The organism is Aggregatibacter actinomycetemcomitans DSM 8324, assembly GCF_000372365.1.
GTDB classification, from domain to species: domain Bacteria; phylum Pseudomonadota; class Gammaproteobacteria; order Enterobacterales; family Pasteurellaceae; genus Aggregatibacter; species Aggregatibacter actinomycetemcomitans.
Map to the genome: position 1 here is coordinate 1 of NZ_AQUU01000019.1, position 12,091 is coordinate 12,091.

Genomic DNA, 12,091 nt, shown 5'->3' on the forward strand with positions numbered 1-12,091 from the left:
AGTGGCGTAGTTCGAAAAACCTTGCCCAAACGTCCAATCGTGATTTTTATCCAGCCGTCTTACTCTTGTTGTCATTGTGGTGTTCCTGTTGTTCCGCCGCTGTCGCCCCGGTGAGTATGTGACTTGCCGGAAATACCCGCCGCTTTTACGTCCGTATCGCTAATAATTTCGCCCGTCGAATGTAATTCGCCTTTTTGTTTTGTGTTACCGTCGTGTTCAATATTGCCTTTGATCTTGATTGAACCGTTCACAATGCGAATATACGTGCCACCGTCAAGGGTTTGCATGGATAAACCGCCGGTAAAAAATCCATTAATCGCTTTCGGCACCGAACAGACGCCCGGGATAAACATAGCATCAGACAAGTCATGCAGCCGAAAATCTAGTGGCAACGACGCACCGCCACTATGCCACCAGCCATCAATACAACGTTCGGAGAAAATAGCAATGCCTTCATCGCCAGCCTGTAGTGGGAACGTCACTGCAAAGCCCCCTCCGCGCGGGAAACTTACTGGCACATCAACCAACGGAGGAATGTCAGCGCCGCTTCCGTCTGCAAGTTGCATTTTAATTTGCACCGCAAGGGTAACTGTCTGTTTTGCAGGATCGAAGCTGACCACTTTAGCCGGTAAAGCGGTGTGTAAGTTCAGCCTATCTTGCTGGATTTGCTGATCTGTCGCCGTTTCTGGGGTAGCAAGCGATTGGTCATAACTCATTTTTTATCCTTTTTACTGTCTTTCTTCGGTTTTTCCACTTTTTTGAACTTGCCGTCAATCACGGTGAGTTTGCTTTTCCAATCTCCGCCAATACCATCTCCACTGTGCGCAAGCTTCACGATTTTATATTCGCCGTTGAAATACTCTAAGATTGATTCCACCTGGACTAACCCACCTATTTGCAATGCAGGATTAAGCAAACAGGTTAATTCAAGCCCATCATCGGTTTGCTCCGGTGCGTTAATCATGCCTGTTTCCTGCGACAACAAAACGGCGTCATCACTCAACACCTTGTCTTTCGGCAAAAAAACCAAAGAACCGTCCTGAATAGACCAATTCGCCCCATTATTACGCGCGATCTTGGTGAGAATATCCCGGCTGTTGCCGTTTAATACACGCCCGCGAGGAAGTTTACGCTGATTCGGAATGTCTATTGCGCCCGTCCGCACTTTTGGCATGGTTTTCTGTAATTCTTGAACAATTTGCTCATCTGTTGCACCCGCTTTAAGTGTCGTTGTTGCCCGAGATTTCGTATAGGCTTGATGTCCGTCCGCACATTCTAGCGTTAACACGAAATCCAAGCCATGACGTAATACACGTGCTTTTGTAATATCACCGGAATAAATCTGGCGCAATTCGCCATAACCAACCGATAAAGCCACTTTTTTGAAGGCACCACTTAAAAGTTGATTGAGGTGATCTCGATTTAAATTCCAGACTTGGATTTTTGCCGGGTTTGGCTTCTCGTTGATAGTCTTATCAATTTCAAATGCCACCCGCAATTGTTCGATGCTCAACGTTTCCTGATCGTTGCTTATGTCAAGTTTCCATCGTCGCCCGAATTGCTTCATGCATCCCCCTTAAAGTTATTTTATAACTTCAATCAAAACATTAGCTAACGGTGTGATACATAAAGCAAACAATCCAAGGGCAACAATAACAATAGAAAACGCGATTGCACCGCGCAGAATAGAATTGCATTTGTTTCCATTTATAACCCCTCTTTTAAGTGGATTTTTAACTTAGTTTTGCTATACTTACTCAAAATTTGTTCCTTCTTTATTGGGAAAGTTGGAATGAAAAACCCCGATAGTTACCAGCTATCGGGGTTTGTTTTATTCTAAAGTGCGGTCGTTTTTACGATGACTTTTCACCTATATACAAAAAACAACGAGTGCCTAAATCCGATATTTCCATCGGATCTAACTCTGCACCGCTCTCATCTTCAAGGAAGAAAAAATAAGGCTGCGTACTGCGGACAAGTAACGGAACGCCGCAAGCAAGCGCTTGACCTGTGCAAATTTGTTTTTGATTCACCGGCTGAAATACATCCATTGCCCAAAAACGCCCCACACTGTTAAATCGAAGCGTGAGGCGAATCTTGGTTCCGTTAAACTCGAACGTTTGTTCTTGGTGTGGTGATTGTGTTACGGGAATTTGTTGCATTATCATCTAAACCACCCTAAGAAAAGATATTCAAGAGCGCTGATTTTTTTTTCGGCTCTTTTGCGACAGGCTGTGTATTGCCTTGTTGCGTTTTTGCGGCGGATTGCGAACCCGCCCGACCACTTTTCTTATTGCCTGCCGTCGTAGTCTTCCCGCTTTTCGTTGTTGCGGTGTTCACAACAAAGATTTCTCGCGCGGTGATCGTGAATGTGGCGCTACCATCTTGCGCCTGCGAAACCGCCACAGATTGGATTAGCATATCTTTGTACAAGTGGATGCCGGTCTGAATCTCGATGGTTTCGCCCGATTTCTGACAAGCGACTAAATCTGCATAGCACTTCTGCACCCGACTATCACCTAATGAGTTACCTAATAAATGCATCACAGAAAAATCAGGTAACCAAGGAGCAAGTTTTCGTGCTTGACCTGTAGCATTAAGACCTGGACTAGCAGCGATAGTCACAATACGCGCTACTTTTGCAATAGTCTGTACGGTCTGCGTAACCACTTTGCGGGGCAATGGTAAATTATTTAAGAAGTCTATTCCCCCTCTGATATTACCGATATAACCTGCATTCAAACCAAAAGCACCGTGATCTTGATCGACCATAATACCATTGATTGTCACCTGTTTAGGTTGAATCACTGCATGATCGGCAATCTCCGCACCTGACTCAATAGGATTTTCGGTAATGGAGAGATCAGATTGATGATCTTCGATTGTCACTACATCAAATTTAATCGTTCCAATTGACCGGTTAGAGACCTGTGCAAAATTAAACATTGATTACCCCACAATAGGCGAAAGTTGATTACTAATTGCACGAGCAGACTGATCCGCAACGATCTTAGGATTGTCCGCGCCTTGAATGTTTTGTGTGATGGTGATCTTGTTATTACTGTTTTTGATACTGTTATCCGCGTTTGATGTCCCCTGCCCCAATCCGGCGGCTGCCACTTGCGGGGCTGTCGCATAGTAATTCGGGTCAAACATCATTGCATCATAGGCTTTTGTGTTCTCACTCACTTTGCCAGTTCCGCTAGAACCAAACCAATCTTTCACCGTATCAATAATCGGACCAATGTATTCATCGTAATAACCCTTTACCCAATCGAAGGCTGACTGGAACGGTTTTTTAATCCAATCGGTGACTTTAGCGAAGCCCTTTTCAATCACATCAAGATCTAACTGTTGACCAGTGAATAAATTCCACAAACCAACCACTAATGCCAAGCCGAGCTTAAAAGGCAGCTCAATCATATTGGTAACCAGTGATAGTGTTGAACCAATAGGATCTACAGTGAAATTATCGATAAAGTTTTGCCATGTGGTTTTTACCCACAAAAGCGCGGATTTAAAAGGTTTCCAAAACTCACCCAAGGCTGTTTCATTACCCTCTAAATATCCAATAAAATCATCAACCAACAAAAAGACGGCTGAAATCGCTGCCAAAACAAGCGTAATAGGATTGGTAGCAAACGCTAAAATCATGCGACGACTTAACCAAAGCAACGCCGCGCCCAGGGTATAAATCACAGTACGCCAGCCGATGGTATTTGACACCACATTATCAATTGCCCCAGCTAACTCAAACAAGAATGAAAACACCCTGCCGAAGCCGTTCAAAATGGCTTTAATCAAATCATTGTTTTCTGAAAACCATTTTGTAAAGCGCTCAATAATGCGAGAAATCGCGGGCGCAATGCGTAACGACAGGTATTCCCCCATTGCTGTAAAAACTTGCGTGAGCTGCGTCATATTGTCTTTAAATGCCGCCGCCGTTTTCGCGTTTTCCGCATTGCCTACACCGAGCGTTAACTTGTCAGCAAGTTCGATTTGCTCGCGAAGTTCATCATTACCAAGACGCAAAAGCTGGATCATTGAACCATCAATGCCAAGCTTGGCAAGCATAGCAATCTGCTCCTGCTCGCCCATTTTTTTCATCTTGTCAGAGATTTCGCCAAGTATTTCACTCGACGTTTTCACATCTCCGTTGGCTTTTTTAGCGCTTAATCCATACTGCTCAAAATACTTGGCACCGCGACCAATTCCCGCCGCCGCTTCACCGATAGTGCGTGACAACCCTTCAATTGACGCCTGCACTGCCTGTGAAGAAGATCCGTTAACTTCGGCAACTTTACCAAGTTTGTAGATCTGGTCTGCTGCTTCGCCTGTTACCGCCGAAAGCTGTTTAATTTCATTCAGGGCATCAAGGTTATTATCGACAAAGTTTTTTACTCCGATGGTTGCCGCATAAAACGCCGCACCAAACGCCACAAATTTCAATGTGGTTTTACTGATACTGATGCCGAGCAGTTCGAATTTTTGAATCAGCCCATCAGCACCGTATTTGGTCGCCCAAAGGGCTATCATCTTATCGGCTAAATTACCGGCACTTTGCGCATTGTCTTTTTGTGCTTCAGTGTTTTCTTGAGTACTTTTGGTGTCGTGTTCGGTGGTTTTTTGCTTTTTCTCGATAGCGTCTTTGAGTTTTACAATAACCTTTTCGACATCCTCCGAGCTCAATCCAAGGGAAACCAAACCTTGTTCAAGCTCTTGTGCATTGGTGGTGAAATCCTCCCCAAAACCAGATAACAGCTCGTCACTTTCAAGGATTTTCTGAACCCATGCGTCAAGTGCTTCATCTTGCGATAAATCCTTGGTCTTCTCCTGTAAATCGTCTAACGACTTAAAAAATTCGGAGAATTCAGGCATTTCCTTTGCTTGCTCAACGGCTTCTTTTGCAACATCTTCAATTGCTTTTGCAAAATCACCTAGTTGTTCGGCAGCACCATTCGCCCCTTGCTCAAGCGTATTAAGCAATTGTTCAAATTGCTGCATAGCCTGACTGTCAGCGTCGAAGCCGATTTTAATAAGTAGTTCATTGAGTAGCATTGGATTGTTCCATTTGGTTTAGCTCCACAATCACTTCATGAAAAGACAAAAGGTCGGCTAAAGAATATACCGACCTTAATTCATGCAGCGTACAGAAGCGCTTAACAATAGGTGTAAAAATAAACCAATCAACCTTTGAATCAGACCGGCTTACTGTGTTTGATTCAGATTTGCAAGCATAGAACTCAGCAATCCGCCCCCACCGATAAAAAAATCGGCTAATTGATACACCAAACCTTCTTTCAGTACGGGTAATAAATGCCCGCGATGTTGATTGAAATGCGCATCAAAACGTTCTGATAAGCGGTATTGCTTTCCGTCCTGCTCGCAGGAGGTGTGTTTCAAGACAATATCTTCCAAGGCTTTAATGCTTGGATCGCCTAAATTGGCAAGAATTGCCGTCAACATATTAGCGCCGACATTATTGCCTTTTTCCTTGCCGATATTTGATAAGTCAACGTGTTGCACCAATTTCAGCGCATTTTTTAATGCGGCCCATGACGCCGTCGCATTTGCCGGTGTCATGTTATAGGTGATGTCTTCAAGCGTAAATTGTTTGCTTTGTTCCATTATTGAACACCTTTTTCAAGATTCATCGTCATTTTTTCGAACACAATGGTCCATGTGGTCGCATTATGCCCGTTACCGCGCATATAAGGCGCGGGCGTAGTGAAATAGCCTTTGGTTCCCGTTACCACGTCATCGTTGATTAAGTCGCGGATAGCGAGGGTAATAGGCAAAAAGGTCCTAATGCTTGTTTTTTGCTGATTAAACAACTTGGATAGATAAGCGTTATCTTCAGAATGTTGTTTGATTTTCAACATCAGTTTGCCTGACTGGTCTGGATTGGCGATAAAAACACCCGTACCATTTGCGCCAATAACCATTTGTCCAGCGTCAACCTGATTTGTGGCGTTAATAACATCTGCTCCGTCTGCCCAGTCGCTGATTTCTTTGCCGTCTAATAACACGACAACTTGTTTTTGATCGAAAACTGCCATGGTTTTTCCTTATTAAAAAATAAAGCCAGGAATAGTCCTGGCTTTGGGGTTATCGGTTATAGTTTACAATCACATCGCTTGAATGGATTGCACCGGCTAATTTCACCGCAGTTTGAATCGGTGTTGCGCGACGGGCTTGTCGGTCGCTGTCAGATAACGTATCCATTGGCGCCGCCCAGACATAAAACCCTTTGTCTAAGTAATCACCGGTAGATAAATTACCAAACCCTGCCCCTGTCCATTTACCCGGTGCGAATGCGCCGTTGTTGATGCCTTCAAGACAAACCTTTTCAACCGCCGCAATTAAAATCGCCTGCCCCTTATCTGTCAATGGGATTTTAGTCGGTGATTTGTAAAGGCGGGCGAATACTTCTTTTTGCACCGCGTCAACAAACCAATCTAAGATCACGATTTCATCAGCAAATTTACCGCCAATAACCGTACCTTCCGCAATCATCGCCACATCATCAAAATAGGTATAAACGTTGATTCCAAGGCGCTTAGCTTTGGCAAATTCTGTCGCGGTGATTTCGTCCGCCGTGATGGTCGGCTGCTGCTTGAATTTTAGCGTCAAGGTTGAATTGTTTGCGGCAAAGTTGGTTGATAACAAACGGGCTAAAGCCGAAGATACCGGGTACATATCGTTTTTATCAAACATCGCTAAGGTGTGATCTAAGCCCGCATCATACAATTTCTTGTAAATGTTATCGGCAGACCATTCAATTTGTTCGGCGCGTATCACGTTTGCCCCGAATAGTTTTGTGTTGGCTTGGGCGTATTTCGCCGCTGCTTCCACTTCACTATCGGTTAATTGCGCTGCCACGGTGAAGCCGTACCAAGTGTTATTTACTTCCGCAACGTTAAACAACGCTTCGCCCAAGGTTTCTTTTTTCAGGGATACGGAATTTTTACCGACTTTACGGCTCGCTTGCCCGTTTTCTAACTTAAGCAATGCGCCGATATATTCACCTTCTCCACCTTCATCAATGGCGTAATCAATTTCGGTTTTTTTATCTTCGCCGGCTACATTTGCGCTGACAATAAAGCGATTGCCGGTTTCGTCATAAGCAATCGACACGGCAACAGAAAGTGTGGTCAATTTTTCCTGAATTTTTGTGGCTACCGCATTAAAATCAGCAAGGCGTGCAAAAGACAACCCATCAACTTTTTTAACGTCACCACCAATAGTTAACGAAAAACGACCATTAACAACAGATTTAAAGCGCTCCAAATCGTCTGATAATGTCGCACCGCTCAACGTGTTTTTGGTTGCTTCGATGGTTGAAGCTGATTTTTGCCAACGAGCGACGATTAGTTGTTTAGCGCGTGGGCTTTGCGCAAAAAACGGTTGCGCCGCTTTTGCTGTTTCTGAATTGGTGCCGAATAACTGTTCGACATCGCGTTGATTTTCAACATATACATAACGCGTCTTCTCGTCGGCGAATGCCTGCCCCGCTTCCGGCGTAAACAACGCGACAATGCCGAATGATTTTCGTGCAGCAGATTTCGGCACCGTGTTTAACTGTACATTGACAATATGCGAAATAGATAATGCCATAAGGCTATTCTCCTATTTGTTGAGTTAAATGATTTGTTCGTTGCTCTACGCGCTTAATCGGATCAAGCGGCGTATCGACGATATGATGATGACTGAACACCGCGTCAAACTGCCCGCGCTCTTCATAATCGGAGCCGATGGTTGCCGTGAGGTTGCGCACATCGGAGAAGCTCACAATGCCGACATTCATTGTTTTTAAGGCTTGCAGTATCACAGAACTTTGCAAGATGGCCTTCAGCTTGTAACACTGTGCCATGGCATTTGTGCCAAAGCAGGAAAAACTTACCGTGTTTTGCATTGACATGGTGATCCTCTCACGCTTGCCGTCGAAATCCCGCCTTGCGATACCCGTTTCACTGCTCATCAGTACATCTACGGTAATAAATGCACTTAACGGATTTTCAGGCAACCACCCACCAATCACCACACCATCAGGTAACTGTAAAGCCTGTTGAATCAACTTTCGCAGTCTGACTATGTCGAACCCCGATATTGTTGTAGTATCCATAATCTCCCCAGTTTGCTGCGGTTTTGATTTTGTAGGTTTGCCCCCGATAGTCCACCAGGTCACCGATATTGAGCTGCTGTTGCGTGTAAACTTTAATAGACGGCAAATAGCGCTCACCTTCCGGCAATAGCAAAACATCGTTAGGCGATGTAGGAATTACAATCGCGGTGATTTGTTGCTTTTCATACCTCACATCAAAGCCACTTGCAGAATGCGATCCTGATTGCTTTTGAACAGTGATTTGCTGACGAAATCGGCTATTTAAAAAGCGCCCCGATTGATTAATTAGGCTCATTTGACAATACCCCTCACAGATTGGCGCATTTTGCCTGTGTCAATTAAAGGCTTGCTTGACTTCTTGCGTCTAATGGTTGATTTGGCGTTTGCTACCCATTCACCCTTGACGATATTCATCTGCACATCACCTTGCGCCATAACGGACAATCGTTCATAGATTTGCGCAGCAGGTACACCCTGATCGAACCATTGGATAAAAAGTGCGGTATATTTTTCCTGATTTTCCTCAAGCGTCTGGCGCAGGAAAGGACGGGCAGGAATATGTTCGTTACCGAACTCCAACACCGCCGCTAAGGAAGCGAGATTAAAGTTTTCACTCCCTTTTACCTTCTCATCAAACTCTGCGGGGAACCCCACATAAACCGCCTTTTCTTTTAGCGACTTCATCTGCTCAATCAGTTGTTTCGCCGCGCTGAAATTAGCCGTTACAGTTACCGCCATTTAAGCCACCATAACGCCTACACCAATCAATCTACGCAAGCGCAAATACTCTTGCCCATACGCCGTAAGCTGATAAAAATCATCAGAACCATTTGCGGAAATTGGTGCCGTATAACTCACCGACAATTCGCCCGCACTTTCGCTTGCGAGATTACGGTTTGCGGCACCTCCGCTAATTTCTGCGTCCGCACTAAGTTTGAGCAAATGCGCGGTTAATGCCATTACACCGCGATCGTATAATTTACCCCACTGAACTTTGCTTACTTCCGCCTGTGCGTCAGAAAGAAAAAGACCGATACGTTTTGCATCGGTCTTTCCAAATTCAGTATAGCGCAATAAAAAATCTTCGGTTAATGGCATAACTCACCCCTTAGTAGTCGACATAAAGCGCTGAATCAGGCTCCATGAATGTTACACCACCAAATGCCATACGCAAACCTGATTCAAAGGCTAATAAGCCCTTAGGCTGTGCGTCTAATACAGTTGGCGACATCGGCACGTCAAAGATAACGTGTTCTTTGCTGTTGACGTAAACCATCGCGCGAGTTTTACCGTCTGTTACGCGAGTACCGTAATTGGATGGTAGCGCTTTAATCGCAACTTGACGACCGGCTGCCGCAGAAAGATGTTTAGTTAAAAACTCTAACGCGGTAGTGTCGGTGTTTGCGCGTTGCACCAATGCCAAGTGAGCCAAATCAAGGCTATCAATGGCGAAAGTGTTCGGCGCTTCAATGCGTTTGGTTTTCTCCATGCCTTTAAGGAAAATTTCTTTGAAGAAAGCCACGGCTTTATCAAAGTCCATTGCCTGAACTTTGGTGTTTTGTGCAGCACCTTTGATCGCATACACTTCCACAGATTTGTTGTTCAGCAAACCGGTTAAACGGGAATCTTTGGCATGACCCAAGAACGCGACTTTTTGCAAAGTTTGTTGTGCATTTTTATTTAATGCCATGATTTTTGCGGTGTTCAGCGCTAAGCCCAATAATTTACCTTGCTCAAGCTCAGGTTTAGTCCATGTTACGGATTTCGCCCACGGTACAATGTAAGAGCGGGTCGGCGTAAAGCCTACTTCCACTTGATCAAGGGTGCTTGTGCCTACGGTAATCAAACCATCGTCAAGGGAACCGTGTTCATCGGCGCCATAATGCAGTTTTTCGGTAATGCCTACCGCAGTTTGCTGATCTACATAAACAAATTGCGGGAAGACGATTTCAGGATATTTTGTTTCTGCAATATCCTTACTTACGGCGGTTAAGCCATTTTTTACATAAGCCAATAATGACATTGGATCACTCCTTAAAGTTTGGTAATTAACGCTAATTGACCTTTAACATCAATTACGTTGTAATCAGTTGCGATCGCGTTGGTTGCGTCCGCTTTGCCTTGGATTGTGCCTGATTTTTTATTGCCATTTTCTACGGCTATAGCATAAACCTTGTCGCAGCGAGCAACGGTTTCACCATCTGCCACAATCACCCAAATTGCGTCGGCAGGCGCAATATGCATGACATCTACCAACTCACCTTCCTTCCATTCGTCTTGGATTCGGCTTGCCAAAACTACACCGGCGATAACGTCAGTTTTTGCTGCTAAGGCTTTTACACCACCGGCAGCATTTAACGCGACGAATAACCCTGCTTTTAATGCGCCACCAGAAACCATTTCGGCACTTGTTTTTGCACTGGCAAGGTTGCCCTTACCTAACTCACCCGCACGCGCAGGCGCTTGTTCATAAGCGTAACTCATTTAGTCACCCTCCTTAACTGTTGTAATTTTTATTGAAGTCAATCGTTGGCGCAGCTTTATTTGGCGCAGCGTCACCAAGCAAAATACTACCAAGTGATTTGCGTTCATCAGCCAATTTCGCCACAACCGCTTTTGCAGTTTGATATGCGCCGGAAATCTCCGCATCGGATAACTTAGCAGCTTCGTCTTTCGTGAAAATGCCTTGGGCCACTACCGCACTTTCTTGAATTTCACGAACGGTTGCGTTATCAGCGAACTTCACATCTTTGAAAACGGTTTGAGCGTCAGCTAATAAGGCAGCTTTTTTCGCGTCTGCTTCCTGTTTCGCTTGTGCGTCTTTCAACTGTTGAATTTCAGCGTCTTTTGCCGCTAATTTTTTTTCGTATTCTTCTTTGTCCACGTTGTCTTCCTTTTCTTTTTTCGGATCGGATTCATCGTTTTTAGGCTCAGTCGGCTTTTTCTCCCCTTCCGGTTTGCCTTCACCATCCTTGCCTTTTTTTTCTTCATCTTCATCTTCGATTTGTTTTTTCTGCTCGTCCGATAACTTAATACCGAACGCACCTAAAAACGCATCGAGGAATTTTGCGGTTTTACCCATAATGGTTTTATCCTCATCGGCAAGTTTTACACCTCCACCGCAACGACCCTTTGCCACAATCGCTACGTGGTTGCCGATCATCGGCGACATCTCAAAATCTGCATCTTGTACGGTTGACAGCTTAATATCGCAGTCATAGCCGCAAGACAATTGCTCAACGCCTTGTTCCTGCACGGTTTTAATCGCGTTTTCGTCATAAATCCACGCTTCCGCTGTCAGTTCATCACCAACGCGCTTCACATTGCGCACCACACCAACTGAAAGTTGTTTCCAGTTTTTGGCATTTACGCCGTCTTCCGGGTGTCCGATAGTCAGCGTGGCATTTTCAAAACTCTTAATGGTTTCGTCACCAAACAAAGATTTCTCCGTTCGGGCGACTTTCTTAATACCTTCTTCTTCCAAGCCGAGTTCGGTTGCCAGATAGTCAAACACGCCAACCTTGGAAATGGTTGCCGGCACAACTAAGAAACCGTCCTTGGTGATGGTACGCTGCGTTTTTGCCTGCGCTGTTTTATCTGTGAATTTCATTATTTACCCCAATAAAAAACCGCCTACATTGCTGTAAGCGGTTAGTTAATTTGAAACGGAAAGCTCAATTGCTCCATTTGCGTTAAACGCACCACAATTTCTTGATAGGTATATTTTTCCATTTTTCGCTTTTGCAGTGCGCGAGCTGCTTCACTACCTCGTTTTTTAGATTCACTCTCGTTTTCTTCCAGAACCTCTCGTTGCTGTCTAATATCTTCCTACTTAGCAATACCAAGCTTCCAATAATCCCAAAGTACTTCGTACCAATCTTTTTGATATTCAATGAGTTTAGCCTTGATTTCAGGCTTCACGCGAGAAGGATTGACACCAAATAACCAACCTTTTACACTACTTAT

16 protein-coding genes are annotated in these 12,091 nt (G+C 44.6%); all 16 read right to left on the reverse strand.

All coding sequences use genetic code 11. The features are described 5' to 3' along the window. Positions 1–71: 71 nt before the first annotated feature. The 16 genes from A3CS_RS0109765 to A3CS_RS1000000112340 all read right to left on the reverse strand — a co-directional run bounded on the left by A3CS_RS0109765 (position 72) and on the right by A3CS_RS1000000112340 (position 12,046). The gene (locus A3CS_RS0109765) at positions 72–716 is read right to left on the reverse strand and encodes a Gp138 family membrane-puncturing spike protein (protein WP_015971260.1); all 645 of its coding nucleotides are present in this window, start codon (positions 714–716) and stop codon (positions 72–74) included. Beyond that, complete coding sequence (locus A3CS_RS0109770; protein WP_015971259.1) at positions 713–1,567, reverse strand: phage protein; 855 nt, start codon at positions 1,565–1,567, stop codon at positions 713–715. Before A3CS_RS0109770 ends, A3CS_RS0109765 begins: the two co-directional genes overlap by 4 nt. Positions 1,568–1,853: 286 nt before the next feature. Next, positions 1,854–2,162 carry a phage baseplate plug family protein gene (locus A3CS_RS0109775; RefSeq protein ID WP_026161199.1) on the reverse strand — a complete coding sequence of 103 codons (309 nt, stop codon included), beginning with the start codon at positions 2,160–2,162 and terminating at the stop codon, positions 1,854–1,856. Between the two features lie 16 nt (positions 2,163–2,178). Next, positions 2,179–2,946, reverse strand: coding sequence for a phage baseplate protein (locus tag A3CS_RS0109780; RefSeq protein ID WP_015971257.1), 768 nt, complete (start codon positions 2,944–2,946; stop codon positions 2,179–2,181). A 3-nt stretch (positions 2,947–2,949) separates the two neighbouring features. Continuing rightward, entirely contained in the window at positions 2,950–5,058 is a 2,109-nt protein-coding gene (locus tag A3CS_RS0109785; RefSeq protein ID WP_015971256.1) for a phage tail tape measure protein, read from the reverse strand. Between the two features lie 150 nt (positions 5,059–5,208). Next, positions 5,209–5,628, reverse strand: coding sequence for a phage tail assembly chaperone (locus tag A3CS_RS0109790; RefSeq protein WP_015971255.1), 420 nt, complete (start codon positions 5,626–5,628; stop codon positions 5,209–5,211). Next, a complete protein-coding gene (locus A3CS_RS0109795; RefSeq protein ID WP_015971253.1) occupies positions 5,628–6,059 on the reverse strand; it encodes a phage structural protein in 432 nt (143 codons plus the stop codon). Before A3CS_RS0109795 ends, A3CS_RS0109790 begins: the two co-directional genes overlap by 1 nt. A gap of 49 nt (positions 6,060–6,108) precedes the next feature. Further along, positions 6,109–7,617: a DUF3383 domain-containing protein gene (locus tag A3CS_RS0109800; protein WP_015971252.1), complete on the reverse strand. Its 1,509-nt coding sequence runs from the start codon at positions 7,615–7,617 to the stop codon at positions 6,109–6,111. 4 nt (positions 7,618–7,621) lie between these two features. Beyond that, on the reverse strand, positions 7,622–8,077 hold the full coding sequence (locus A3CS_RS0109805; protein ID WP_233112504.1) for a phage neck terminator protein: 456 nt from the start codon (positions 8,075–8,077) through the stop codon (positions 7,622–7,624). Then, positions 8,049–8,420: a hypothetical protein gene (locus tag A3CS_RS0109810; protein WP_005541582.1), complete on the reverse strand. Its 372-nt coding sequence runs from the start codon at positions 8,418–8,420 to the stop codon at positions 8,049–8,051. Before A3CS_RS0109810 ends, A3CS_RS0109805 begins: the two co-directional genes overlap by 29 nt. Further along, complete coding sequence (locus A3CS_RS0109815; RefSeq protein WP_015971250.1) at positions 8,417–8,863, reverse strand: HK97-gp10 family putative phage morphogenesis protein; 447 nt, start codon at positions 8,861–8,863, stop codon at positions 8,417–8,419. Before A3CS_RS0109815 ends, A3CS_RS0109810 begins: the two co-directional genes overlap by 4 nt. After that, positions 8,864–9,223 carry a DUF4054 domain-containing protein gene (locus A3CS_RS0109820; protein ID WP_015971249.1) on the reverse strand — a complete coding sequence of 120 codons (360 nt, stop codon included), beginning with the start codon at positions 9,221–9,223 and terminating at the stop codon, positions 8,864–8,866. Positions 9,224–9,233: 10 nt separating this feature from the next. Further along, complete coding sequence (locus A3CS_RS0109825) at positions 9,234–10,148, reverse strand: DUF2184 domain-containing protein (RefSeq protein WP_005541375.1); 915 nt, start codon at positions 10,146–10,148, stop codon at positions 9,234–9,236. A gap of 11 nt (positions 10,149–10,159) precedes the next feature. After that, positions 10,160–10,609 (reverse strand): structural cement protein Gp24, encoded by a 450-nt coding sequence (locus A3CS_RS0109830; RefSeq protein ID WP_015971248.1) that lies wholly within the window; start codon positions 10,607–10,609, stop codon positions 10,160–10,162. A 13-nt stretch (positions 10,610–10,622) separates the two neighbouring features. Continuing rightward, positions 10,623–11,735 (reverse strand): DUF2213 domain-containing protein, encoded by a 1,113-nt coding sequence (locus A3CS_RS0109835; protein WP_015971247.1) that lies wholly within the window; start codon positions 11,733–11,735, stop codon positions 10,623–10,625. A gap of 218 nt (positions 11,736–11,953) precedes the next feature. Beyond that, on the reverse strand, positions 11,954–12,046 hold the full coding sequence (locus A3CS_RS1000000112340; protein WP_324602997.1) for a hypothetical protein: 93 nt from the start codon (positions 12,044–12,046) through the stop codon (positions 11,954–11,956). Positions 12,047–12,091 lie beyond the last annotated feature (45 nt).

What these genes read in the sequence shown, in the direction of transcription:
- A3CS_RS0109765 (WP_015971260.1), bottom strand. Translation starts at nt 716, where the DNA reads ATGAGTTATGACCAATCGCTTGCTACCCCAGAAACGGCGACAGATCAG.
- A3CS_RS0109770 (WP_015971259.1), bottom strand. Translation starts at nt 1,567, where the DNA reads ATGAAGCAATTCGGGCGACGATGGAAACTTGACATAAGCAACGATCAG.
- A3CS_RS0109775 (WP_026161199.1), bottom strand. Translation starts at nt 2,162, where the DNA reads ATGCAACAAATTCCCGTAACACAATCACCACACCAAGAACAAACGTTC.
- A3CS_RS0109780 (WP_015971257.1), bottom strand. Translation starts at nt 2,946, where the DNA reads ATGTTTAATTTTGCACAGGTCTCTAACCGGTCAATTGGAACGATTAAA.
- A3CS_RS0109785 (WP_015971256.1), bottom strand. Translation starts at nt 5,058, where the DNA reads ATGCTACTCAATGAACTACTTATTAAAATCGGCTTCGACGCTGACAGT.
- A3CS_RS0109790 (WP_015971255.1), bottom strand. Translation starts at nt 5,628, where the DNA reads ATGGAACAAAGCAAACAATTTACGCTTGAAGACATCACCTATAACATG.
- A3CS_RS0109795 (WP_015971253.1), bottom strand. Translation starts at nt 6,059, where the DNA reads ATGGCAGTTTTCGATCAAAAACAAGTTGTCGTGTTATTAGACGGCAAA.
- A3CS_RS0109800 (WP_015971252.1), bottom strand. Translation starts at nt 7,617, where the DNA reads ATGGCATTATCTATTTCGCATATTGTCAATGTACAGTTAAACACGGTG.
- A3CS_RS0109810 (WP_005541582.1), bottom strand. Translation starts at nt 8,420, where the DNA reads ATGAGCCTAATTAATCAATCGGGGCGCTTTTTAAATAGCCGATTTCGT.
- A3CS_RS0109815 (WP_015971250.1), bottom strand. Translation starts at nt 8,863, where the DNA reads ATGGCGGTAACTGTAACGGCTAATTTCAGCGCGGCGAAACAACTGATT.
- A3CS_RS0109820 (WP_015971249.1), bottom strand. Translation starts at nt 9,223, where the DNA reads ATGCCATTAACCGAAGATTTTTTATTGCGCTATACTGAATTTGGAAAG.
- A3CS_RS0109825 (WP_005541375.1), bottom strand. Translation starts at nt 10,148, where the DNA reads ATGTCATTATTGGCTTATGTAAAAAATGGCTTAACCGCCGTAAGTAAG.
- A3CS_RS0109830 (WP_015971248.1), bottom strand. Translation starts at nt 10,609, where the DNA reads ATGAGTTACGCTTATGAACAAGCGCCTGCGCGTGCGGGTGAGTTAGGT.
- A3CS_RS0109835 (WP_015971247.1), bottom strand. Translation starts at nt 11,735, where the DNA reads ATGAAATTCACAGATAAAACAGCGCAGGCAAAAACGCAGCGTACCATC.